Origin of the sequence: Spirosoma sp., assembly GCF_048594605.1 — a bacterium.
GTDB lineage: Bacteria > Bacteroidota > Bacteroidia > Cytophagales > Spirosomataceae > Spirosoma.
In genome coordinates, this window is record NZ_JBMDWV010000429.1 from 1 (window position 1) to 24,040 (window position 24,040).

The 24,040-nt window shown below is 47.5% G+C and carries 22 protein-coding genes; 3 read left to right on the forward strand and 19 right to left on the reverse strand.

Annotated elements, in window-relative coordinates; translation table 11 throughout:
• Positions 1–290: 290 nt before the first annotated feature.
• The 4 genes from ACOJS8_RS26950 to ACOJS8_RS26965 all read right to left on the reverse strand — a co-directional run bounded on the left by ACOJS8_RS26950 (position 291) and on the right by ACOJS8_RS26965 (position 7,796).
• Positions 291–707 carry a DUF3052 family protein gene (locus tag ACOJS8_RS26950; RefSeq protein ID WP_420151657.1) on the reverse strand — a complete coding sequence of 139 codons (417 nt, stop codon included), beginning with the start codon at positions 705–707 and terminating at the stop codon, positions 291–293.
• An 89-nt stretch (positions 708–796) separates the two neighbouring features.
• Positions 797–1,543: a LytR/AlgR family response regulator transcription factor gene (locus ACOJS8_RS26955; RefSeq protein ID WP_420151658.1), complete on the reverse strand. Its 747-nt coding sequence runs from the start codon at positions 1,541–1,543 to the stop codon at positions 797–799.
• Positions 1,544–1,556: 13 nt separating this feature from the next.
• Positions 1,557–4,595 (reverse strand): histidine kinase, encoded by a 3,039-nt coding sequence (locus ACOJS8_RS26960; RefSeq protein WP_420151659.1) that lies wholly within the window; start codon positions 4,593–4,595, stop codon positions 1,557–1,559.
• 381 nt (positions 4,596–4,976) lie between these two features.
• The gene (locus ACOJS8_RS26965; RefSeq protein WP_420151660.1) at positions 4,977–7,796 is read right to left on the reverse strand and encodes a TonB-dependent receptor domain-containing protein; all 2,820 of its coding nucleotides are present in this window, start codon (positions 7,794–7,796) and stop codon (positions 4,977–4,979) included.
• Positions 7,797–8,027: 231 nt separating this feature from the next.
• Here ACOJS8_RS26965 and ACOJS8_RS26970 point away from each other — a divergent pair, with 231 nt between their 5' ends.
• Together ACOJS8_RS26970 and ACOJS8_RS26975 are read left to right on the forward strand one after the other, a co-directional pair.
• Positions 8,028–9,533: an ArnT family glycosyltransferase gene (locus ACOJS8_RS26970; protein WP_420151661.1), complete on the forward strand. Its 1,506-nt coding sequence runs from the start codon at positions 8,028–8,030 to the stop codon at positions 9,531–9,533.
• A gap of 39 nt (positions 9,534–9,572) precedes the next feature.
• The gene (locus ACOJS8_RS26975) at positions 9,573–10,256 is read left to right on the forward strand and encodes a glycosyltransferase family 2 protein (protein WP_420151662.1); all 684 of its coding nucleotides are present in this window, start codon (positions 9,573–9,575) and stop codon (positions 10,254–10,256) included.
• 66 nt (positions 10,257–10,322) lie between these two features.
• Here the strand turns inward: ACOJS8_RS26975 and ACOJS8_RS26980 are convergent, their stop codons facing one another.
• The 14 genes from ACOJS8_RS26980 to ACOJS8_RS27045 all read right to left on the reverse strand — a co-directional run bounded on the left by ACOJS8_RS26980 (position 10,323) and on the right by ACOJS8_RS27045 (position 22,083).
• Positions 10,323–11,240, reverse strand: a complete 918-nt coding sequence (locus ACOJS8_RS26980; protein ID WP_420151663.1) for an RluA family pseudouridine synthase — start codon at positions 11,238–11,240, stop codon at positions 10,323–10,325.
• 74 nt (positions 11,241–11,314) lie between these two features.
• Positions 11,315–12,103 carry a LytR/AlgR family response regulator transcription factor gene (locus tag ACOJS8_RS26985; RefSeq protein ID WP_420151664.1) on the reverse strand — a complete coding sequence of 263 codons (789 nt, stop codon included), beginning with the start codon at positions 12,101–12,103 and terminating at the stop codon, positions 11,315–11,317.
• A 75-nt stretch (positions 12,104–12,178) separates the two neighbouring features.
• Positions 12,179–12,778, reverse strand: coding sequence for a 4'-phosphopantetheinyl transferase family protein (locus ACOJS8_RS26990; RefSeq protein WP_420151665.1), 600 nt, complete (start codon positions 12,776–12,778; stop codon positions 12,179–12,181).
• Entirely contained in the window at positions 12,775–13,032 is a 258-nt protein-coding gene (locus ACOJS8_RS26995; RefSeq protein WP_420151666.1) for an acyl carrier protein, read from the reverse strand. Before ACOJS8_RS26995 ends, ACOJS8_RS26990 begins: the two co-directional genes overlap by 4 nt.
• A gap of 10 nt (positions 13,033–13,042) precedes the next feature.
• The gene (locus ACOJS8_RS27000) at positions 13,043–14,314 is read right to left on the reverse strand and encodes a beta-ketoacyl-[acyl-carrier-protein] synthase family protein (protein WP_420151667.1); all 1,272 of its coding nucleotides are present in this window, start codon (positions 14,312–14,314) and stop codon (positions 13,043–13,045) included.
• A complete protein-coding gene (locus ACOJS8_RS27005) occupies positions 14,307–14,801 on the reverse strand; it encodes a 3-hydroxyacyl-ACP dehydratase FabZ family protein (RefSeq protein WP_420151668.1) in 495 nt (164 codons plus the stop codon). Before ACOJS8_RS27005 ends, ACOJS8_RS27000 begins: the two co-directional genes overlap by 8 nt.
• Positions 14,779–15,576, reverse strand: a complete 798-nt coding sequence (locus ACOJS8_RS27010; RefSeq protein WP_420151669.1) for an SDR family oxidoreductase — start codon at positions 15,574–15,576, stop codon at positions 14,779–14,781. Before ACOJS8_RS27010 ends, ACOJS8_RS27005 begins: the two co-directional genes overlap by 23 nt.
• Complete coding sequence (locus ACOJS8_RS27015; protein WP_420151670.1) at positions 15,570–16,622, reverse strand: type III polyketide synthase; 1,053 nt, start codon at positions 16,620–16,622, stop codon at positions 15,570–15,572. The genes ACOJS8_RS27010 and ACOJS8_RS27015 overlap by 7 nt, the downstream gene beginning before the upstream one ends.
• Positions 16,613–17,332 carry a methyltransferase domain-containing protein gene (locus tag ACOJS8_RS27020; protein WP_420151671.1) on the reverse strand — a complete coding sequence of 240 codons (720 nt, stop codon included), beginning with the start codon at positions 17,330–17,332 and terminating at the stop codon, positions 16,613–16,615. Before ACOJS8_RS27020 ends, ACOJS8_RS27015 begins: the two co-directional genes overlap by 10 nt.
• A 43-nt stretch (positions 17,333–17,375) precedes the next feature.
• Entirely contained in the window at positions 17,376–18,506 is a 1,131-nt protein-coding gene (locus ACOJS8_RS27025; protein WP_420151672.1) for an NAD(P)/FAD-dependent oxidoreductase, read from the reverse strand.
• Between the two features lie 90 nt (positions 18,507–18,596).
• The gene (locus ACOJS8_RS27030; protein WP_420151673.1) at positions 18,597–19,751 is read right to left on the reverse strand and encodes a sensor histidine kinase; all 1,155 of its coding nucleotides are present in this window, start codon (positions 19,749–19,751) and stop codon (positions 18,597–18,599) included.
• A 122-nt stretch (positions 19,752–19,873) separates the two neighbouring features.
• Positions 19,874–20,305: a hypothetical protein gene (locus ACOJS8_RS27035; protein ID WP_420151674.1), complete on the reverse strand. Its 432-nt coding sequence runs from the start codon at positions 20,303–20,305 to the stop codon at positions 19,874–19,876.
• 73 nt (positions 20,306–20,378) lie between these two features.
• On the reverse strand, positions 20,379–21,164 hold the full coding sequence (locus ACOJS8_RS27040; RefSeq protein WP_420151675.1) for a sugar isomerase domain-containing protein: 786 nt from the start codon (positions 21,162–21,164) through the stop codon (positions 20,379–20,381).
• Positions 21,165–21,177: 13 nt separating this feature from the next.
• Entirely contained in the window at positions 21,178–22,083 is a 906-nt protein-coding gene (locus ACOJS8_RS27045) for an ROK family protein (RefSeq protein ID WP_420151676.1), read from the reverse strand.
• 162 nt (positions 22,084–22,245) lie between these two features.
• Between ACOJS8_RS27045 and ACOJS8_RS27050 the strand changes: the two genes are divergently transcribed.
• Positions 22,246–22,620 (forward strand): hypothetical protein, encoded by a 375-nt coding sequence (locus tag ACOJS8_RS27050; RefSeq protein ID WP_420151677.1) that lies wholly within the window; start codon positions 22,246–22,248, stop codon positions 22,618–22,620.
• 138 nt (positions 22,621–22,758) lie between these two features.
• Here ACOJS8_RS27050 and ACOJS8_RS27055 read toward each other — a convergent pair whose 3' ends face one another.
• Positions 22,759–24,006, reverse strand: coding sequence for a cation:proton antiporter (locus tag ACOJS8_RS27055; protein ID WP_420151678.1), 1,248 nt, complete (start codon positions 24,004–24,006; stop codon positions 22,759–22,761).
• Positions 24,007–24,040: the final 34 nt, after the last annotated feature.

Below are 24,040 nucleotides of genomic sequence, written 5' to 3' on the forward strand. Positions count from 1 at the left end.
TTATGAATGGATGTTCAGCCTGGCGCTGTCAGGCTTAAAAGCAATCCACTGAATGGCCAGTGCGCAAAGCAGAAAGGTGGGTTCATAAAATGGTGTGGTTAGAAGCGGTTCTACTGAAAACCTATTGCGGATGATCTTATAGAACAAAAGTAAATGAGCTTATAAAGATGGGAATTAGCTAATGAGTAGCCTGCACCTTTTTTGAGTAAACTGCACTAAAAAGCCCATTATCTGCTTGGTAAGAACAGGTAACGGGCTTTATTCTATCGATTCGAGAAACGGCTAAGCTATCATCTGTTGAGTTTGCCGTAACTATTCTGATAATCTTTTCCTTCTCTGGGATGGGTAAACTTAATAGCCGACCAAGTCGGATTGATGCTCAAGGTTTTACTTTCAACCAGCCCATAGTTATAGCCAATTTCAATCACTTTTTGCAACGTAAGATCACTTTCGTTTTGACCTGCTTTCGGCCAGGCTAGCCAAAGCGTACCCGTTGGCTTTAGATGACTCTTTAACGTGAGGAATTTTTCGTGTAAATCGTTCTGGCTAATGGCAAAGAAGTGGATAGAATCAAAATTTCCATTAAGATCGGTTGCCAATTCAACCTCAGGCATGTCCATTACCTGAATAGCATCGGCGGGTGCGTTCACGAATAGCACACGACTGCCTGGCTTAACGCCCATTTTTTCTGAAACTGGCTTGATCATTACAGTAAGCGAAAACTGGTTTCACCTCTGTTAAAGCCTAAAAAAGCCTAATTGTTTGCTCATCAGACCTGCGTGAATAGCCGGAAGGCTTAAAATCGAGCGAAGGAATCTAAAAAATCCTGCCGACGTGATCGTGAAATGGTAATTGCTATGTCGTTGTCCATCACTACGTATCCTCCTTCGCCACGAACAAATTTCTTAATTCGGTTCAGGTTGATCAGAAAGGAGTTATGAACTCTGAAGAAGTCGGGTCCTTCCAGTGCCTCATCAATGTCTTTCAATACTTTAGCGACAACCATCTTTTTGCCGCCCGTTAGTACAACCGTCGTGTAGTTACTTTCGGCTTCGCAATAAATGATGTCCTGCGTCGACACAAAGACCATACCGTCGCCGGTAGTAAGCGCAATGCGAGTCGGCGTTGGCTTCATTTGCTTTACACTCTGAAACAACAAATCCAATTGCTCTTTGGAGGGCACTGATTTTTTAGTTTCAATACGTCGGATGGTTTCTTTCAGATCGTCCGGATCGACCGGTTTTAACAGGTAATTCAAGGCGCTGTATTTGAACGCTTTTATCGCAAACTTATCGTAAGCGGTTGTAAACACTACGTCGAAAAACAGTTTTTCAAACTGCTCCAGCATGTCGAATCCATTCATGCGGGGCATTTCAATGTCCAGAAAGACCAGGTCTGGCTGATGCGTATGGATTGCCTGAATTCCTTTTTCGGCCGAGTCGCACATGGCGTCAATACGTACGGAAGGCGCGTACGTTTTGATGAGCCATTCCATCATTTCAAGGCAATTTTTTTCGTCGTCAATGAGTATACAGTTGATCATGGCGGGTTGATTTTTAAACCGGAATTTTGATAATTACCTTAGTTCCAGCCGGTTCGTTGTTTGCATTATGTAAGTCAATAATATCAACAGAAGCATTAAGCGAAGCGTACTGGTTTAGAACCTGAATCCGATCTTCAGTCAATTTCATGCCAAGCGATTTTTTGTTAGTCGCTGATTTGCTCTTGAATTCGCTCGCTTTCTGCCGGCCAATACCGTTGTCTTCCACCTCGCAGTGCAGCATCGTTTCGTCTTCCATGCTGATTCGGATGCTCAGATGCCCATTCGATTCTTTGTGCAAGAGTCCGTGCCAGATGGCGTTCTCTACGTAAGGCTGGATGATAAGCGAAGGAACCTCGATGCTGTCGGTGTACACGTTGTCGGCTACGGTAAGCTGCGAGCTAAATTTATTATCGAACCGTAGCGCTTCCATTTCCATGTATAGTTTCAGCGCTTCCAGCTCGTTAGACAGCAGCACACGCGAACTATTTGAGTTATCCAGAATAAGCCGGATCAGTTTGGCAAACCGCGTCAGGTAGAGCGAGGCTGTTGCATTATCGCTTTTGACGATGTAACGATTAATCGAGTTCAAGCAATTGAAAATGAAATGCGGGTTCATCTGAGCACGTAGCGCCTTCATTTCGATTTCGGCCACTTGTTGCTTCAGGGCAATTTGTCGCTTGATGCGGGCATCGCGCAGGCGCATCAGCCAGTAAATCAGCCCTGCCAGCAATAAGACACAAAGGAGTATAAACCACGACTGTTTCCAAAATGGCGACGCGATAATAAAGACAAAGGGCTGTTTTGTTTCAAACCACGTAACACCGTCCAGACTCGCGGCAACTGTAAAGCTGTAATCGCCGGGATCGAGCGATGAAAATCGAACGCGGTTGTTACGTCCGTTATAAACCCAGCCCGTATCGAGTCCGGCTAGACGATAACGATATTTTACTTTCTGCGGGTTATGGTAATACGTAGTAACGTATTGAATCTCAATGGAATTTTGCTTCCAGTCGAGTGATAAAGGTAACGGTAGGCTGGCGTATATCGAATCCCCCTGATTGATCTGGATGCCGGTAATTAATACGTTTAGTTTATCTTTTTTCGGTTTAATTCTAGCGGGAATAAAATAATTCAGTCCGTTAAAACCGCCAAGATAAACAACGCCATTCCGGGAAGCCAGCAGACTATTGGCGTGCAAGCGTTTATTCTGTACGTTATCCCATACGTCGAACCATTCAGTATTGCCTGTTTTTTCGTCATAACGGTACAGGCCATTATCGGCAGCCATCCATATTTTGCCGGTAACGTCGCGGTGCAGAATCGACACCCGCTGATTACTTAATTCCGATGACAAGGCTTTTTTTCGAAATCCCTGAGCGGTTCGGGTAATTTCATATAAGCCAACCGTCCCGACCCAGATGGTCGAGTCATTTTTGGCAAGGATAGACGTAACAGTATTGTTTTGGGCAAAGAACGGGTCTGAATACAATGTCTTTCTCAGATCGTTACGTACATACAAAAGCCCTTTGTACGTCCCTATCCAGACATTATGCCGCGCGTCCTCCATAGCCGTCTGCGCAATATAGTTGGCTCCCGTGAACGTTAATTCATGAATTCGATACGTCTGTTTTTCAAGCAGATAGCAGGATTGATCAGCCAAAATTAAGTGATTGCCATTGGCCAGTGGGTAAACCATGTACAGGTTGTCGTGTTCCAGTTTTTTTCGGAGCAAATCGCCCGTCTGGCCATCCGGGAAAATTGGTTTCGAAAACGTTTCCGACGCTGGATCAAAAACAAGTGGACTGCCTGTCAGAGGAATGATAATCAGTTTTTTTCCATCGTACGTTAAACTTTGTACGGACGGCATCCGGAACAGAGTTTCTGGATGCGGGTAATAAGCTTTGATATGCCCATCGGCCAGATTCAGTCTGGAAAATCCCGCAACTGTTCCCAGCCATATATTGCCGTCGTTGTCTTCTGTAATAGCCTGAATATTGTTATTCCAGCCCTTTTCGGTAGCCATATAGTTTCGGAGCCAGCCAATCGTCGGTTCGTTGGGCCGAAAAAAAAGAATACCTTGCTGGCAGAGAATCCAGAGTGTTCCGTCGGCGTCGTAGCAGTCTGTATAAATTTCGTCATTCGGAATTTCATTGCCTGCATGATAGAAAATAGCCCTTGTGAAACGATGCTGGGCACGATCATATTTGTAACAGCCGCGATACGTAGTAACCAGAAAATTCTGACCGTCTAATGGAATAATCTTATCATTTTCAATGAATCCTGAAAAAGCCTTGGAATACAGCTCAATCCCCGAAACGGGCGTTATGGCGCCCGTTGACACAACTATTTCAAAGGTTTGTAAGCGGCTGTTTGTAACCCAGAGCGTATCCGGCGAAAGCGACGAGATTGCATTCGTTGATTCGAAGGGAATACGACGTACCGTTTGCGTAGGAACATCGAAAGCAAACAAGGCATGCATATTCGAAAAAAAGAGTCGTGAACCTTCCCGATGTAAAACACGCCGGTAAAATGCTTCATTTTTCAGCGCCGGAATCGAATACTGACTAAATACTTTTTTCAGCCGATCATAGAGGAACAGGCCCGCACCGCCCATAAGCCATACTTTGTTATCGGGGGTTACCTGGAGCCGATCAAATTTTGTTTTTGACGGATTTTCGACTTCTACGGACTCAAACCCTCTTCGATCGCTGACAAAACGCTTAATGCCGGACTGGCTGGAAACCCAGATCGTACCGGTACGGTCGACGACAATGTCTAATAAATCTTCGCCCTGAATATCAATTCGTTTGACATTTTGTCCGTCAAAACGCTGTACGTAACGGGGCGATAAAAGCCATAAAAATCCCTGTTGGTCTTTTATCAGTTTGGTAATGTACGATGTCTGAATTCCGTTGCTTTCATCCAGCAGTTGTACGTTGAAATCGGGTAATCGGGCGAAACAGGGCGTACTCGGTATCGTAAAAACAAATAAACTGACTAAGACAACGTACTGGGTAATGAAAAAATAGCGCTTAAGCACCTGAACTTTCATACATAACGTAACCGTATTTAGCTGATTGATAGACGAAACCGTTGATAGATAAGGCGATAACTTCACTAAAGTTAAAGCACAAAAAAATCTGTTTCCCAGGCGAATCGCTAAAGAATCTGTTAAAAAACTTTTGATAGTACGAATGTGCGCTACGTAACCAAAGATTCCGTCAGCTATTGAGTAACTGGCAGATTTAGTTTGTGTAAAGCCAATCTGAGCGAGTAAATTACGTAGCTAGTCCTAATTCAGGAATACGTATCTGATTAGTATAGTAAAATTGTTGATATACAGAACGTTAAGCGATATTGGGGCGGCTGAAACGCAAAAAATCCCTTCAGTATAACCGAAGGGATTTATCTTATCCTAATCTTAAGTCACGAATTATCTTGGGCGACCACCTCCAGAACGACCACCTCCGCCTGAAGGCGCCGACTGTTGTTGGCCACCGCCACCACCACCATTGTCGCTATTATTATCATCGCCAGATTTGAGGTCATCGGTGCCATCAACACTTCTTCGGCGTTTCTGAGGCTGATCGAAGCTCATTTTGCCGAGCTTGTAGCTGAACGTTAACCGAACTCCTGCATTGTAAAAGCTTGTTTGCGTGCTCTGAGTCAGAATCGGAGAGGACAACTCAGACCGCTGCGTAAACGGATGGTTGAAGATGTTCTCACCAGCAATACCCAGCGTAGCTTTTTTGTTGTTAAACTCTTTCCGGACACCAAGGCTGTAGAAATACATGCCGCTCTGCTCACCTTGTAACTGCACCTGATTGCCACGACCTCCGCCAAAGAGCTGGAAGCCCCAGCCGTTACTGAGCGACAGGCTGCTTTGAATCCGGCCACCGATTACCCAGCCCGAGTTAGAAGCCGTATAGATTGGATTCGGGTTATTGTTACTCAAGCTGACGTGGTAGAAATCGATACCTCCGCCAATTTGCCATTTAGAAAACAGGGTTCCGTTTCCGAACAGATTAACACCAACCGCATCCTGCCGACCGACGTTCAGATACGTAGTACGAATGACCTGCTGTAATACAGGATTCGTTACGTCGCCGAAGGATTGAGTCGATACGTCTCGCACGGCCGTAATTTCGTTGTTTGTACGGCGGGCAAATAACGAAGCGTTCAGATAAACTCCTTTGATATTGCCGCTCGTACTGAACTCGATGTTGTCGGTCAGTTCAGGCGACAGATAGGGGTTACCAATGGTGATGTTGGTTGGGTTTGATGCATTAAGGTTCGGGTTCAGGAATTGAATACCCGGCCGTTGAATCCGTCGGTTATATGCCAGTTTAATAATCCGTCCACCTTTCAGCCCTTTTGAAATATTAATGCTTGGCACGATGTTGCCGTAGTTAGGAATTGTCGTTGCCTGTCCCGCCGTTTCGTTGCTGAACTTGGCATCAATAAAGGTGTATTCGTAGCGCGCGCCTGCTTTAATAGTGTATTTACTTTTGGTCGTCAGTGTATACGACAGATAGGTGCCTGCAATGTTTTGATCGTAAAACAACGTATTACCGGCGCGGGATGGGTCTAGCTGAAAGCCCCCTTCAGAACCGTTGGCGATGAAATACTGATACTCGCTGTTGACCTGCCGGAAGATGCCTTTACCTCCGAATTCAATCAACTGATTGTTTTTGATCGGCGTCTGATAATCAACCTGAAGCGTCGACTGCTGATTGTAGCTATAGTTATCGTTCTTCTGGCGAGACGTAATGGTTTCGAAATCAGCATTGCTCAGAATGTCGGCTACGAAGTTGTTCGTGCGGTTGTTGCGGCTATAAAGGGCCATCACACTAAGCTCCTTCTGCGGCTTATAGGTTCGGGTATACGTTACGTTCGCATCGATTGTTCCCGACAGATCTTTGGTATCGACATTCCGGTTGTTGATGGTCGGAAAAAGCCTGTTGGGACCTATTGTCTGGGTGAACAGATTATTTTGCTGTTGCAAACCATTACGTGCTCCATAACGAATGCTGGCTGTCAGCGACGTATTTTTGTCGATGTCATAATCCCAGCCCAGTTGGTAATTCCCGAATAAGCGTTGGCTTAACGTACTGGCGGTTTGCAGCGTACGGGTACTGGCTGAGTATGTATTGGTTGCCTGATCATACGACCGCGTACTCTGGTCATTACTAAACGACCCTCTTACGTTGTACTCCGCCCGGCCAAATCCGCCCAGCGAGAAGCCCATTTTACCAATCCGGTAATTTCCGTTCAGGCCGAGGTTGCTACCCCGGTTTCCGACGCCCCCGTTTACATCGAGCGTCATACCCTGCAAGGTGGTTTTCTTGGTTACGATGTTGATAATCCCGGCTGAGCCTTCAGCGTCATATTTAGCTGATGGGCTGGTAATAACTTCCACCGTCTTGATCATGTCGGCGGGAATCTGCTTAAGGGCATCAGCAACGCTGCTGGCAACAATCGTGCTGGGTTTGTTATTAATCAAAACCGTTACGTTACTGCTTCCGCGCAAACTAACGTTACCATCGAGGTCGACAGAGAGCATCGGCACTTTGCGCATAATATCGGTTGCGTCGCCCCCTTTGGCTGTAATGTCCTTATCGGCGTTGTAGACCAGCCGGTCCACTTTCTCTTCGATCATAGCCGCCTGCCCTACTACGTTCACTTCTTTCAGGGTTCGTACGTCGGCTGCGAGTTTAATCGTACCGAGGTTGATGTTGCTGCCCCGATCTATCGTGATTACATTACTCCGCTTGTCTTTATAGCCAATGAAGGTGTACAGAAGACGGTATTTGCCCGGTGCTAGTTTATTGATGGTAAACTTACCATTCGCGTCGGCTGTCGTACCATTAACGGGTTTGTTGGTGGCGATACTCAGAACGGCAATCGTCGCAAATTCTACAGGTTTGTTACTGGCCGAGTCGATCAGGATGCCATTGAGTTTGGCATTGCCCTGAGCAAGGGGTTCCGACTCTGACGGAGTGGCTCCCGGCTGAGGTTGAACACTAATCGCTGACGGTTCAGAAATTGTCGTTTGCCCGCCTGGCGCCGTAAAATTTGTGGGAGACGTATCGGCTGGCCGCTGACCGAATGGATCGGGGACGGCTGCCGGAGGAGGGGCCGCTGTTGGCGCCGGGCTTGCTGTTGTGCTTCCGGGTGCGGCTGGTGTAACCGGAACCTGCGCAAGGGCAACCGTTGAGCTGATGAGTAATATAGACAGTAACGACGTTTTCATGATTAGTAGAATAAGTAATTCAAAAGTGCAATTGCGGGGTTAAACTGAAAAATCTATCTGGTCGAATGCCGATTTTTGGATGCTGAATACAGAAAATAAGCTGGGGAAGAATTAGCGTGCAGACAGAGTTCTCACCGGTATACAAGCTCTTTACGACGTAGTAGAAGACAAATTCACGATTAATAAAAAGCCATTGACGCAGATGAAAACCTTGTTCCTAAACCAGTACCTTTGTCCGCATATTACGTAGCGCACGATGCGCTGTATGGGAGTTTTATGATGCGATTTTTTCTGTTTTTACTTTTCTTCTGTCCCGTTTTTTTTCTGTTCGTTTACAATTCTGGCTATGGGTACGATGCTTACGAATACCTCATCATAGCCCGATCTCTCGACCGTGGCCATGCGCTGTACGATTTTATTCCGACAAAATCGTACCTATTATATTCATCGACGAACGTACTGCTGGGTATATTGGGTGGGTATAACCATATCAGCGTTTCGGTGCTGATTACATTACTGGCAGTGGGTGTACTGCTATCAACCTACTGTGCTGGTAGATTGTTTAGTGAACGCACCGCGCTTATATCCGTTACCTTATCGGCTGTCAGCTGCTTCTTTATGGAGATGAATTTCCTGGAGCCTGAAAGCTGGATCGCTATCTTCGGACTAAACGCTTTTACGCTGGTAGTCAGCCGTATGGATGGGCCGTGGTGGCGTTGGCTCGGCGCAGGCGTTCTGCTTGGTCTGGCTATGTGTTTCAAGAGCGTAGCGGCTTTTTACGTAGCGGGTTTTGGTGCCTTTATTGGCGTGTTGTGGCTAACAGGACGCCTAACGTTCTGGCCAATGGTAGGGCGTGGACTCCTGGTGTTGCTGGGGTTTATGTTGCCGCTTCTGGCGTCGGCGGGATATTTCTACCTGACAGGCCGTTTAGCGCAACATCTTGAGTGGACGTATATCTATCCGTTCGGCGGTTATCCGTCGCACACTTTGTTCCTGACGAAATTTCTGATCAAATTAGGCTGGCTGCTACTTTTACTTCTGGTTTCGTTTGTGCTGGTCTGGCAACGGCCTTATCGAACTGTTTACCAAAAGACACCAGCCCTTTGGTTAGCGTTGTTACTGGCTGCTTTTGCCAGTATTGCCATGCTGAAGACCCAGGCTAGCCATTACTTTTTTCCGGCTGCAGTTTTTCTTTGTCTGCATCTCGGGTTTATAACGGATCAATGGCTGAAGAATCAACAGCTTCAGCAGCAGGACGCACCGCGTCGGTTACTACTGAGCGGGGCTGTGTTGGGGCTGCTAACCGTAATTAGTCTGGTCTTATACCGCCCTAACGCAATCAAGCGGCTCGTCAGCATTACTGACTACAGTGGAGAGGAGCTGGCTGGCGATTTTATTCGGCAACTGGCTGGCAAAGAGGGTAAAGTGCTGCTCATCGACAATGCCATGAGTTTGTATTATCTGTCAGATCGCGAGCCAAACGTACCTTTTATTACTACCGAGATGCAAACGACGCACTACATTAAATCGCATCCTGATACGTATGGACGAGCACTTGCCGATACGAATCTGAAGCTGGTGGTTTTTGGAAACCGATCAAGCGTTATCGACGATAGTACAACAATAAACCAGCCTGCCAATGCGTATGCACTTAAACAGTTGCGAACCGGATTGAAGGAACATTTTGTTCCTGTGAAAGACCCGCGTTTCGGGCTGATGTATTGGGTGCGCAAGTAAAACCGCAGGGTTGGGTCGTTTTCGATTATCTTTGTTTTTATGTTACTATCCGTTTTGATTCCCGCCTACAACGAAATTAAGTCTATTGATACGTTACTTGAGAAGGTTCAGGCTGTTCCACTAAATAAAGAAATCATTATTGTTGACGATGGCTCGACGGATGGTACCCGTGAGAAACTGGCAACGTATCAGTCTGAGCCAAATATCAAAGTGATTTTTCATGAGCATAACCAGGGGAAAGGAGCCGCTATTCGCACGGCCATCAACCACATGACTGGCAATATTGCCATTGTGCAGGATGCCGACTTAGAATATGAGCCCCAGGATTATCTGGCTCTGGTAAAGCCAATTGCCGAAGGGAAAGAGAAAGTCGTTTACGGCTCCCGCTTTCTGAAATCCGAAAACCGCCACTCGTACATGAGCTTTTATATTGGTGGTCAGGTTGTTACGTTGTTGACAAATATTCTCTACAACCAGCGACTTACTGACGAACCGACCTGTTACAAAGTTTTTGATACGGATTTTCTACGCTCAATTCCGCTCGAATGTACTCGGTTTGAATTTTGTCCGGAGGTAACGGCCAAAGTGGCTAAGCGAGGCATACGTATCAAAGAACTGCCTATTAGCTATTACCCGCGCTCTATTGCTGAGGGAAAGAAAATTTCCTGGTTTGATGGTATGGAAGCGATCTGGGTATTATTAAAATACCGCGTCTTTAAATAAGAAGTAACACAAAAGCCTCTTTCATGGGGCTTTTGTGTTTATAAAACTACCGACCAGATCGACTATCTACTGTCTGTCTTTCAGTACGCTTAGAAATATTTTTGGTACGGGCGCATCAAAACGCATAAGCTCGCCGGTGATAGGATGTTCGAAGGAAAGTATCTCCGCGTGTAACCCCAGTCTACCAATAGGGTCAGTTTGAGCGCCGTATTTAGCGTCTCCCACAATCGGATGACCAATGTCCTGCATATGCACCCGGATCTGGTTTTTACGTCCGGTTTCCAGTTCCAGTTCCATCAGCGCGTAATCGGCGTTTGCTTTCACTACGTTATAATTCGTAATGGCCAGCTGTCCATGCTCGGGATTATGGCTCGAATAAACAATCAGGGCTTTACTTTCGCGCAGATAGGAGGAAATTGTTCCTCGTTTTGGCTCCGGTACGCCTTCTACCAGCGCTACGTACGTTCGCTGCTTCGTTGTGGCGTTCCAGGATTCCTGCATCAGCCGCTGCACTTTTTCGCTCTTGGCAAACATCATGACCCCCGACGTTTCGCGGTCAAGCCGGTGAATAATGAAGATGCGGTTCTTCGGATTTTCTTTCTTGATGTAATCGCTCAGAATGCTGTAAGCCGTACGATCTTTTTCCTTATTGGTGGCCATTGACAGTAAGCCAGCCTGTTTGTTGATAATGATCAGATACGAGTCTTCGTAGAGAACTGTCAACCCCCTATACTGAGTTGTTTCGGGTGCACGGTTGGCCAATACGGTGACGGCCTGACCGGGTTGTAGTGGATGATTGAACTGCGTGTATACCTTACCGTCGATCAGAATCTGTTTGTTACGTAACAGCGATTTGATGTTGTTCCGGTTTTTGTGCGGCAATTGCGCAATCAGAAATGTCATCAGTTCGGCTGGTTCCGAAACCGTAAAGTTGCTGTCGCTACGTTGGCCTCGTTGTCTGAGGGGCTGATCTGGTTTATTCATCAGGCAAAGATACAGTTTTGGCGCCGAAGCCTATGACTGAATCGGTTTTACAGAAACAGAGCCGCTAAACGATACTAGTCTTTGCCTAGCCACTCCTTGAATTCTGTCATTCGATCACCGCTAACGAAAACTTCCTGCCGTGACTTCGGAACCAGATCCAGCTTTAGTTTTCCAGCAGAAATAGTATGAATAGTCTGAATGGCAGGTAGCGATACCAGAAACTGGCGACTGATGCGGAAAAACTGGCGGGGATTGAGTACCTGTGTCAGCTTGTCCAGGCTATAGTCGACGGGCAGCGTCAGGCCATCTTTCGTGACCAGAAAAACGACTTTTTCTTCCAGGTAGAAGTAGGCGATTTCCGCCGTTTCGATGCTGCGGATCTTGGTGCCGACCGTAATCATAAAACGCTCTTTGTAATCGGTCGTCTTGGCTTTGCCAATCAGATTGAGCAGGGCCTCCACATCCACAGAGGTCGATGCGGCCTGGCCGAACTGCTTTTTTAAAGCCTTAAACTTTTCAATGGCTGCCACCAGTTCGTCGTAGTTGACGGGCTTTAGCAAATAGTCGATACTGTTCACTTTAAACGCCTGAATCATGTACTCGTCATAGGCTGTCGTAAAAATGACGGGCGTAGTCAGGTTTGCCTGCTCAAAAATTCGAAAACCTAAATCGTCTTCGAGGTGAATATCCATAAACACCAGATCGATGGAGGGGATCTGATTGGCTGGGCCAACAAACCAGTCGACCGCTTCGGCTACCGACGGGATTCGGGCGAGTACGTTGATGGCAGGATCGTATTTATGAAGTAGACTTTCAAGGCGTTTTCCAGTCAGATTTTCATCTTCGATGATAACTACGTTCATAAGCAGTAACCGGAAGGGCCGGTATAGTCTGATCAGTTTTGCGCGTAAATAACGGGGATTCTGCTCAAAAAATGGTCATGCCATCGCAAAAGCGCCATACTGCCCATGATGGCTTAAACTGATGGCCTGCTGCCTGATTATCGCTCCAGAGAAATCGGTGATCATCAGCATTGGAACATCTTTTTCGTTCTTCTGAATCTGAATGCTGCTTTCCGGAACGGAAAAGCAGGTAGCGTAATGCTGCTTTATTTTTTCTCGGATTCTCGTGTGTTGGTATTGATAATCAGTACGGTCGAACGTAACGATTTCATGATCAGCCCTCAACCCTGAATCCGGTAGAAACGCGAGGCTGGCAACGTAAGACGTAGTAATTATTGACCATGCCGGATATGATTTCTGGTAAAAAACGCTTCCTTCAATGGTTCCCGAATGAATTTTGACGAGCTGGCAAACCAGCTTTTCAGGGGCAAAAAAGGGCTCTGACGTTTCACGAACAATTAATTTGTACGCACTCTCTTTCATACTCCACAGTGTCCAGATCATCAGATCCGGATCGGTTGCCGAACGAATCAGCTCTTGTTCAGAGTGGGTAAACAGTTTATCCAGATAACCTCTGCGTCGCCAGTTGCTCTGCTGACGGGCCAGATTCAGATCAACAATATCGTTGCCGATCATTTTTCAGCTAGTTTCTGACGAATTATCTCGATGGCTGCCCCAACCGTGAGCATTCGTTCCATCGAGGCATTGTCAATTTCTATATCATATGCTTCCTCTACGTCCAGCGCAATATCGATCAGATTGGCCGAATTAATTTTCAGGTCTTTCATGAAGTTGGTATTTTCGTTAATATCTTCAAAAGCCTGCTCATTCTGAACGTACGGTTCAACGATCGTTTTCAGGTGTGTAATCAATTCTTCATTTGTTTGCATATACGGCAGTTTATGGGTGGTACTTTTTAAGAATAATGCACGCATTCACGTCTCCAAAGCCAAAATTAGCCTTCGCAATGACCTGAACATTTTTATGAATAACCTGTTGGGGAATTTTGTTTGGTGCAATAATAGTTGCAACGCCGGGATGTACGTCTTCGCAGTTGAGGGATGGATAGATAAATCCTTCGTGTAATTCCAGAACAGCGGCTACACATTCAATACTACCTGCTGCACTCAGGCAGTGCCCTATCATTGATTTGAGCGAATTAATGATAGGAAAACTATCGCCGTTACGTCCTAATGCGTTTGCCCAGCCTATTACTTCGTCGGGATCTTTCGTTGTAGCCGTCAGGTGCCCATCAATAACATCAATTTCGGCTGGTTGGACACTGGCTTGTTCCAGCGCTTTTTGTATGCATCGCTGCACGGCTGTAGCATTAGGGGCCGTCATAGAGCCTCCGCCCCGCTGTCCACCCGAATTAACGTGCCCACCCAGTACTTCTGCATAAATGGGGGCGCTACGTTCCAGCGCGCTTTCCAGCGATTCCAGGACCATCGCCCCCGCTCCACTGCCCGGAACGAAGCCGCTGGCTGTAGCACTCATTGGGCGCGACGCTTTCTCGGGCGTCTGATTATACTGATAAGGCAGTACCCGCATGGCATCAAATCCACCCCAGATGTACGGCCCATGATCGCTGCAGCTACCCGCCAGCATTCGTTTGGCCGAACCTGTCACAATTCGTTCGTAAGCGATCAGCAGCGCTTCCGTACCCGTCGCGCAAGCCGATGAGTTTGCGGTAAGCTGATTGCCACAGCCCAGCATACCACCTAAATAGGCGCTGACTCCGCTGGTCATGGTTTGGGTAACCACTGTGCTGCCCAGCCGCCTAACCTGTCCCTGATCGACTTTGTAAATTGCTTCCCTGAATTTATCAACCCCCAGCATACCGGTTCCAAATACAATACCTGTATCCCAGTCGGGTTGTTCGCTAGCTATCGGAAGATCCGCATTTTTCCAGGCTTCCATACCCGCTATCACGCCATAAACGATTCCACTGCTATTGAGCTGGTGTATTTGTAAGTCGCTGAAATACTGTCGCTTGATAGCTTCTGTGATGGGAGGGATACCGCCAACCTGACAGGAGAACTTTAGGTCAGCCAGGTCGGGCTGGAACGTAATGCCGCTACATCCTTCCTGAATAGCCGCTGAGAAAGCGGGCACACCGACGGCATTCGGAGCCACTACGCCTAAACCAGTAATAACAACTCGATTACGCATGAGATTTGAGTTTCATCATCCCCGAAATACTGCCCCGACAAACCAATTCTCCGCGTTGATTCAGCAGCTCAACTTTGCATTTCAATTTGTGAAACCGGAAGTATTCTTTGGTAGAACGTGCCGTTACCGTTTCGCCGGGAAAAACAGGTTGGTAAAAATCGATTTGCGTTGAGGTCATCGCTATTTCCAGATCATCAGCACGGCCATCACCCAACAGAAAAATTCCCAGACAAACAACGCCAATCTGAGCCATCACTTCTGTCAAAATAACGCCTGGCGTAACAGGATTCCCAGCAAAGTGCCCTTCATAAAAATATGAATTTTCGGGGAAAGTGTACGTGCCTTCACTGCCATTTTCGTTGACGCCACGTAGTTCATCAACAAACAAAAAGGGTTTGCGATAGGGGAGTTGTTTAAGAATATAATCGAAGGTCGGCACAGGGTTGAAGAAATGAAAAATGAAGTTACTGAAGATGTTCGCCACCATTTACAGGAATAACGGTGCCGTTAATCCAGGCAGCTTCGTCTTTGCAGAGTAAATAAACGACATTCGCTACGTCGGTGGGCGTTGTCAATCGGGCGAACGGGTTCCGCTGCTGGCTAAGATTAATCAGCGTGTCGGCGTCTGGAATCATACGTAGTGAAGCGGTATCGGTAACGCCCGCCATAATGCAATTGGTCCGGATGCCAAACGGAGCCAGTTCCAGCGCCATGCTACGTGAAATAGCTTCCAGCGCGGCTTTCGCGGCCGAAACAGCCGCATAATTTCGCCAGGCTTTGGCGCTGCCTTCGCTGGTGAAACTGATGATACGGGCGTCTGGAGCAAACAGCGACGCGGCCAATAAGTCTTTTGCCCAGTCGTATAAACTTAATGCCATGGCTTCGATAGTCAATTGAAAATCATCATGTTGCAGTTCCGGCTGATCGTCAGCTACCATCGGTTTTAAATTGCCTTTGGCAAGGCTATGAACAAGGATTCTTATTTTTCCACCCGGTTGTAATTCCGTCTGTAACGTATTGATTACGTACTGACGCTTTTCGGGGCTGGTGGCGTCCAGATTGTATTGCTTAACCGCAACGCCTTCGCTTTCAATACGTTGAAACGCCTGCTCAACGCCTGATAGATCGGCTTTCCGAGTGCGATGAACAACGCAGATGTTCAGGCCATGCTGAGCGAGTTTTTGCGCTGTGGCAAGTCCCAGTCCTCGGCTTCCGCCCAGAATAAGTGCCCAATATTGTTTGTCTTTGAATTCGTTTACCACTGCAATAAAACGCGTTGCGCCGAAAATCCGGGTCCGAAACTTAGCATAAGCCCGTACGTATCTTTCTCGGGTTGTTTCTCCATAAACCGTTCCAATACGTAAAGTACCGTAGCGCTCGACATGTTTCCGTACTGACGTAGCACTTCCTTCGTATCGTCAATATTCTTCCCTAGTTTCCCAAAAAGCTCCTGAACAACTTCTACAATTTTTCGGCCACCGGGGTGAAAGATCAGGTGAGAAATATCGTCAATTTTAAGTCGGTTCTTTTCGAGAAATGGATGGACAATCGCCGGAAAATGAGCCGCAATCGTTTCGGTGACTCCTTTGTCGAGAATCATCTGTAAACCACTATTAGCCAGGCTGAAACCCATCATATGGACGGCATCGTAAAAATGATACATTTCTTCGGCTACTACTTCGGGACCTTCATCATCATCGTGTGAAGACAGGAGAACGCAGGCAGCGCCATCGCCGAAAATGGCCGCACTGACGATATTTGCCATTGAATAATCGTCGATCTGGAACGTAGCGGTTGGCGATTCTACGGCTAGTAAGGCCGCACGTTTACCCGGATTCGCTTTCAGGAAATTTTTGGCGTAAATAATCCCCGAAATACCCGCTACGCACCCCATTTCCGTGACGGGCAACCGCACTACATCCTGCTTCATCTGCATGCTGTTAATCAGGTAAGCATCCAGCGAAGGAATCATAATACCCGTGCAGCTTACCGTAATCAGGTAGTCGATATCGGTGGGTTTCCAGCCGACTTTTGCTAACGCATTGGTTAGCGCTGTTTCACCTAATTTGATCGATTCGCGAGCGTAGATAGCGTTTTTTTCTTCAAAGGAAGTTTGCGAGAACACTTCCGCAGGCGTCATGATGGAATACCGCTTGTCGACGGCGGCATTTTCAAAAATCTTCCTGACTTTTCGTTGAAAACGCGTTTCCTGACCGATCAGCCACGTATCTAAAAAAGGTAAAATGTCTTTCGTTTCACGCCAATAAGGAGGTAAAGCTTTTGCGGCTGCCGTTATTTTTACACACATAGAGTTCGGATAATCCATTGATAACGAAAAGCCCACCGCCAACGAATCTGGTATGCTTTTAACTGTAACTGTTCGGAAAAAGATACAAGCTCACGCTTCTTAAATCCGCGAAGAATAGAAATCAACCCATCGTCTTTCGACAGTTTACTCAGTCGGAACACAAAACAGATGAGTTGAAAAAGTCGATACGCCAGGGCGCTGCGGTGTAGGTCATTAATAACTATACCCAACCTGGCTTTATTGGCCAGCAAACCCATTAACTGCAAAATGTCTTTATCGCTGAAATGATGCAGCGTTAAGGTGCACAACGCAATATCGTAATCCAGAGCGGCAAAGTCGTTTTCAAATACATTCATCTCAGCATACGATACCGCCGGATAATGGGCAGACAGTGACCGGGCATGATTGACGGTATATAGATTCGCGTCGATGCCCAGTATATTAACCCTAAATCCTTTCTGTTTGCCAAATTCAGCCACGGCGCGGCACATATCACCATTGCCACAGCCTATATCAACGATCGAGACAGCTTTCTCTTTGGGCCATTTACGTAGCAGATCTTCTATACCATTTAGTGTGACCTGATTGCCGCCCAGCCATTGATTGATGGCCGCGATTTTGTCGAGGGCATCGCCTAATTCGGCACCTTCCAGCGAAAAGTCATCTAAAAATTCCTCCTGTGAGGTACGCTGCGCTGTGTTTAATGGCATCGGGTGCTACGTTGCTAGAATGCTGGCTTACAAAAATGCGGCTCTATTGGGCGATTAACGGGTTGCCGTGTGTTTGTTTAATCAACAAGGGTAATGCACTGGGCAATCGTTGTAAGCTACTTAATAAAACGGATGATAAGGTAGAATTCAGCAATAATGTCTGGATCATTCTCCCTGTGGCTAACCGTTTTTTAAAGGCATTGTTCCAGGAAGTTCGGTAGCGATGCTCCAGTTGAGATTGGGTTACTAACTGCTCTTGAAAAAACGCTATGATCAATTCTGATGCGAGTTTGGCGCTGTGAATGGCCATTGCCATGCCATTTCCGCAAAGAGGGTGAATCATCCCGGCGGTGTCGCCACACATCAGCATATGCTGTTCTACCGGTTCTTTTCTGGCAAAGGAGATCTGGCTTATCGTCAGTGGTTTTTCAAACAAAGGAACGGCCCTGGAAAAGAAATCCTTTAAAAAGGGATTCTGACACAGAACCTGCTCCTGAAAAGCCGTTACGTTCCTGAATTTTTTAAAGCTATTGTAATTTACCAGGTAACAGGCATTTACTACGTTGTTTTCAACCTGCGACAGGCCGCAGTAGCCTCCCGCGAAATTATGTAACGACACCTGATCGTTCGGAAAACTAGCCTGGTAGTGAGCTTTTACACCGATCCAGGGCGAGTCATTGACTATAAACGCACGTTGCAATTGCTTATCCAGCACCGACCGCTTTCCATAAGCACCGATCACTAGTTTTGACGTATACGTTTTTCCACTCGATGTGGTTGTGGTAAAGCATTCATTATCGAATTGAACATCCGTTACCTGATCCTGGAAAATTCGGACGCCTGCTGAAACCGCCTTTATGTATAAAAAGTGATCGAAGACGTAGCGGCTAATACCGAAGCCACCCAATGGCAAATCGCTTTGGATGGTTTTTCCGGAAACGGTACTAAATAAAAAGCGATGTAGACGAGAAGGTTTTAAGCCGTCGATGTCAAGTCCGAGCTGCTGTAAATACGGAAGCACTTCGTTCGATACGTATTCTCCGCATACTTTGTGTTGTGGGTAGGCGTGCCTTTCGATCAGAACAATACGCAATTTGTTAGTAGCGAGGTGAATACTCGCTGTCAAGCCGGCTAGGCCACCACCAATGATCAGTACATCAGCGTCAAAGGACATTGGTGATTTTGTTTATTGTACTTGCGCAGGGCTACAGTACAACAAACCTGTAAGGCAACATGTTTTGGGGTGCTTTCTGGCCGTTTAGGCCTAATGTACGGATACTCTTTCGGTTTGGGTAAGTAGCGGAATTTTCACGACAAAATGGCCTTCACTTTCGCCTACCCAAACTGACTGCTCGGTGAGCAGGGCGTAGCGGGTTGTTATGTTTCGTAAACCTACACCTGTCGACGTTTCGCTTTGCGGGCGTGGGTGCAGGTTGTTTTGAACAACCAGACAGTCGTCTTCGAGATAAATATATACCTGCAACGGCTCGCGGGTCGACATACGATTGTGCTTCACTGCATTTTCAACCAGTAATTGCAACGTAAGGGGGGCTATGCTGTAATGAAGCTGATCCGATTCAGGAACGTCGATGAATACGTCGAATTTGTTCTCAAAGCGAATATTGAGCAAAAAACGATAAGCTTCAATGAACTCCAGTTCTGTTTTAAGCGATACGCGTTCGTTGTCCTTTTGGTCCAGAATATACCGATAAGCACGCGACAGCTGATCAATAAATTTTTCAGACAACTCCGAATCGATGTGAACAAGCGACGAGAGTATACTCAGGCTATTGAACAGAAAATGTGGGTTAACCTGACTTTTGAGTGCGGCAAACTGCGCCTGAATATTCTCTTTTTCCAATCGTTCGGCTCGTAACTGTACGTCTTCCAGCCGACGGTAGGCACGTCGGTTCGCAGACAAATAAAAGGCCGATAACATAGCCATAACAGTTAGTGCATTGTTGGTACGTCGGCGCCGTTCGCGGGCCCGCTGCCGTTCTGCGGGCGAACGATTCGGGGTTTGAGTTTGTACCTGCGTTTGCGGCTCATGGTATAAGCCAAAGCGTTGTTCAATGGCATCGTCGAGCCCATGCCATAAAACCGCAAAGGCACTATTGAACGATACGGCGAGCGCACTGGCAATGACTAACGTAGCAACCTGGGCAGGAATCTTAAACTCAATCAGGAAGCCTTCCCCAAAACGATGGAAAAAATGCTGCTGCAGCCATTCTGTTACGGTAATCCAGGCATAAAAAAAGAGAACCGTCAACAGGATTTCGAGCATCCACAAGGGCATTTGCCGTATCGAGAAAAACCAGCTGAGGGTTGCCCCGTTGGCATATACGCGAATTGGCCAGTAGACAACGAAGACGCTAAGAGCCAATTGCCATTTTTGCGAATTCGTCAGACGGTAAGACATAGCACGGGTGGTTTATAAACAAAGCTACTGATTTCGTGAACTTTGCAAAAAAGAAACCGGCGGAATGCCGGTTTCAGGAGCGCGAATGACGCAATTCTGCTTATGAACGGATGGCTTATTGCCTACTTTAAAAGCTGAAGTACAGCCTCTGGCTTAGCGTCGGGTGTACTGGTGCCCGGATACGGCCGGACTTCGCTCAGGACTACGCGATAATTGCTGCCTCCCAACTGAATCGTGGTAGTATCCGCATTTTTCAGACCCTGACCACATTCGCCCAGGCAGAGAGTGCCTGACTGGCGATCACTGCCTTTTTCCAGGACGAACTCGACATTGGCACTGCCATAGCGAATGCATATGGCGTTGGCCGGACAACGGCTATCCTCAATACGGGTTGCCTGCACGGTTACGTCTTCACCAAGCCGCGCCGATTGATTCGCTTTTAGCGTTACGGGAATGTTTGTTTGCGGTTCTGCTGTATTGTTGTTTGAATGACATCCGATAGCGAACCAGCCACTAATCAGAAAGGCCGTTGCTATCAATTTTAACGTATTCATTGCGTAAAAAAAAGAATGGTTTGGTTTGATGACCCCACTCTTCTTACGATGGTTGGAAGGCCGATGCTTTTTCTTAACGTTCTTTTCCTACGTGTTCATAAAGTTTAGCCAGTCGGTGCGCGTGCTCATCGTACGCACTTTCGAACAACGTAACGGCTCTATCGGCACCCACTACGTTGGCGGCCGACAGCACGTTGGGTGGCTGGCCCGCTTCGGTTAGCAGGCGGGCTACTTCGGCTTTTATACAGTTTACAAGGATGGCCCCGCCAACCGTTGAGCCGGGCGAAACGGGCGTATCCAGCCCCGGAACAGCGATCATCGCATCGCCTACAGGAGCGCCTGTATCCAGCACCAGGTCCGCAAAATCACTTAGCTTCTTGCCGTCAGGGCGTTTGCTGATGCTTTTTTCGGCGTGTTGCCTGGTGATTAGCGCAACGACTTTTATGCCGTTCTGCTGGCAGATCTCAGCCATTTCGATCGGCACTACGTTGCTACCACTAGACGAAATAATCAGGGCAGAATCCTGCGCTGACAGATCGTAGTTACGTAGTATTCGTGCCGCCAGACCGGCTACGTTCTCCAGAAACATGGCCTGGCGCTGGCCATTGGCACCCACAACCAGATTATGAAACGAAAGCGATAATTCAACAATCGGATTGAAGCCCGGAAACGAACCGTAGCGAGGCCACATTTCCTCAACCATGATCCGGCTGTGGCCGCTACCGAAGAGATGTACCATTCGTCCGGCCAGAATCGTTTGACTGAACCACTGGGCCGCCTGCTGAATCGCGGCTTCCTGTTGTTCGATGGTAGCCAGAATGTCGTGGGTACGTTGAATGTATTGACGAGTTAAGCTCATGTCCGTTTATCTATTAATCGTTCCAGAAGGCGGCTGCTCCGATGGCACCGGCCCAGTCTTCGAAGTGCGCTTTGCAGATCGTTGTTTTTTTGCCACTTGGACGCCACTCGAACAGATCGATGAATGTCTGCAGTGGCCCAAACAAAGCATCGTCGGCCTGGGTAATTCCGCCCCCCAATACAATAAGTTCGGGTGAATAAGCATTCGCAATGGACGCCAGGGCGACCGATAGCCTGCGTAGTGACGTTAACCAGACCAATGTCGCCAGCGGCTCGCCCTGGCGGTATCCATCGACTAATTCGTAGGTGGTTTTGTAGCGACCGTATGAGCGTCGACTTACTGTTACATTGCCAATGGCATCTTCCAGGCTACCGGGCATATTCGTTACGTCGGTGTACTCGCTATCGGCATCTACGGAGATATGGCCTAGGTGCCCGGCCATCTGGTAGAATCCCTGATACAGTTGCCCATTTAGCAGGAGACCACCGCCAACACCCGTACCCAACGTAAGCATGGCGACGTTTTTGGCCGCTTTGGCCGCGCCAAACTGAGCTTCGGCCATTAATGCAGCATGTGCGTCGTTGAGCACCCGGACGGGCTCTCCCAAAAGTTCCGACCAGCGTAAACCTTCGAGTCCCTGCAAGCGGCCAGGCATACAGGCAATGGCTGTGTTATCTGGTGTTGGAAGACCAGGGGCCGCTAAACCAACTCCCCGTATGGGTCTTAGGGTGGTCGTTTTCAAATAACGCACGGTTTGTATGACTACCGATTGCCAGTTACCATTCTCTCCGTCGTTTGTTGGGGTAATTCGCTTGTGTAAGATCTTACCTGTATGCATATCAAGCAGCACACCTTTGATGCGGGTACCACCCAGGTCGATGCCGATTGCCAGATTTGCTTCGTCTGTTACGTTACTCAAAGTCTTGACTATTAATATTAATCGCGAAAATAGAAGAAAGACGAGAAGTAGTAGCAATAGATATGGAAAAGCAACGCAGGAGCATCAACAAAAACGCAGCCCCATTCCAACTCTGATATTGGAAGAAAGGTCATAGGAGCAGATCAAACGACAAATGAGGCTATGAACGTATCGCGTATATTAAGGATTGGGGCTATGACCGGATTGGTTAGTCTGTGTGCCTGCCAGGAGGAAACTGTATGTACAACAGAGTTCAGGTTTGTGAATATTAAAGTTCTGGGGGCTTCGCTAACCGATTATTATACGATACGTATTACCAATTCGGATACAATTCGGTATGAGAATTCGCGTCGAGATAATACAACAACTTACGTCGTGTTAGACGATTCCTATCAGTCTGAACTGGCCAATACGCAGGACCGATTCAGATTTGTTGGTGAGGTTAACAACGTAGTGGTTGTCAACGAAGAATTTATTATAAAAGCCGATAAATGTCATATCAGTAAGGTGAGCGGGAGGGAAGAAGTGCAGCTTTAGGCATTGGTAAACTGTAATTTTTGAACCATCTTCTGACAACGTATCGGCTGACTCCGTCAAACTCACTATCCGCAGCATCTTTCTGAAAACCAGGCTTTTGAAGGCCGGATATTGGTTATAGTACGTATTATGATCAACTTATTCGTGTGGTCTGGCTGGCCGTCGGAAACGCCGGTCCAAACGATTCATTACGGGGGTGGATAAGATTCCATGCACAAACACGGATAATAGCACTGTCCAGCCTGTTAGGGCCCAAATACGTTCGGGATTCATAAACTGTGCTTTCTGTAGCGCAAACGCGATGTAGAATAACGAACCAATTCCCCGAATACCGAAACTGGCGATGGTCCAGCGTTTCAACCCTCGTACGCCCGTTCTCGCCAGCGTTAGCCAGCCAATTAGGGGGCGAATCGCAAAAACCAGTAATAAACCCAACACCGCATCTGGAAAGGTTAAGGCGTGCAATAGGCCACTGCCAATCGCTCCCCCAAACAGAATGAGCAGTAAGGCAACCAGTAGTCGCTCGATCTGGTCAGAAAAAGCATGCATATAGGTGTGGTACTCGTGCGTACGTTCGCGGTTTCGAACGGTGATGGCCGCGATAAAAACCGCCAGAAAACCGTAGCCATGAAACAGTTCGGTCAATCCGTAGCTGATCAACGTAATAGACAGCGCGACGAAGCCATAAGCCGTTGATTTGATGCTGATACGTTGCGGGAGTTCGAAGATCATGTATGACAATAACCGACCCGTTAACCAACCCGCCAAAACCCCTAACCCGACCCGGTAGAGTAGATCAAATAATGCCCAGTGTGTCAGCGTTTGAGCAAGTGGTATCGTAGGTTGAACGGCGGCAATCGCTAAATACACAAACGGAAAAGCCATACCGTCGTTCATGCCCGCTTCGGCCGTTAGCGCAAAACGTACTACGTCTTCCTGGCCTTCGTTGGGGTCGCCAACCTGCACATCTCCTGCCAGCACCGGATCAGTTGGCGCCAGGCTGGCTCCCAATAATAAAGCCGTTGGGAAATCCCAGTTGCCCAGGCCCCAGGCCAGACCTGTAAACAAAATGATGGTAACGACCATTGTCAGCCAGATGAGTCGAAGCGGCAACCGCCAGCCTCGCCAGCTGAACCGACGATCTATTTTGAGGCCTGTTCCGGTTAGGGCTACGGTTACACAAAGCTCCGTTAAATGGGTCGTCAACTCGGGATGGTCCAGCGGTGAGGGATCTGGCAGTGGAAGCGGAAGTTTGTACAATACCCAACCTCCCAGAACAAACAGAATAGGGTAAGAAAGGGCGTAATCCTTCAGTAAAGAGGGTAACCAGGCAACCGCCAGTATCGCCAAAGCCACAATAATGAGCCACAGGTTGTATGATTCCATAATACGTATTGAATGACGACTTATGGGTACGTAT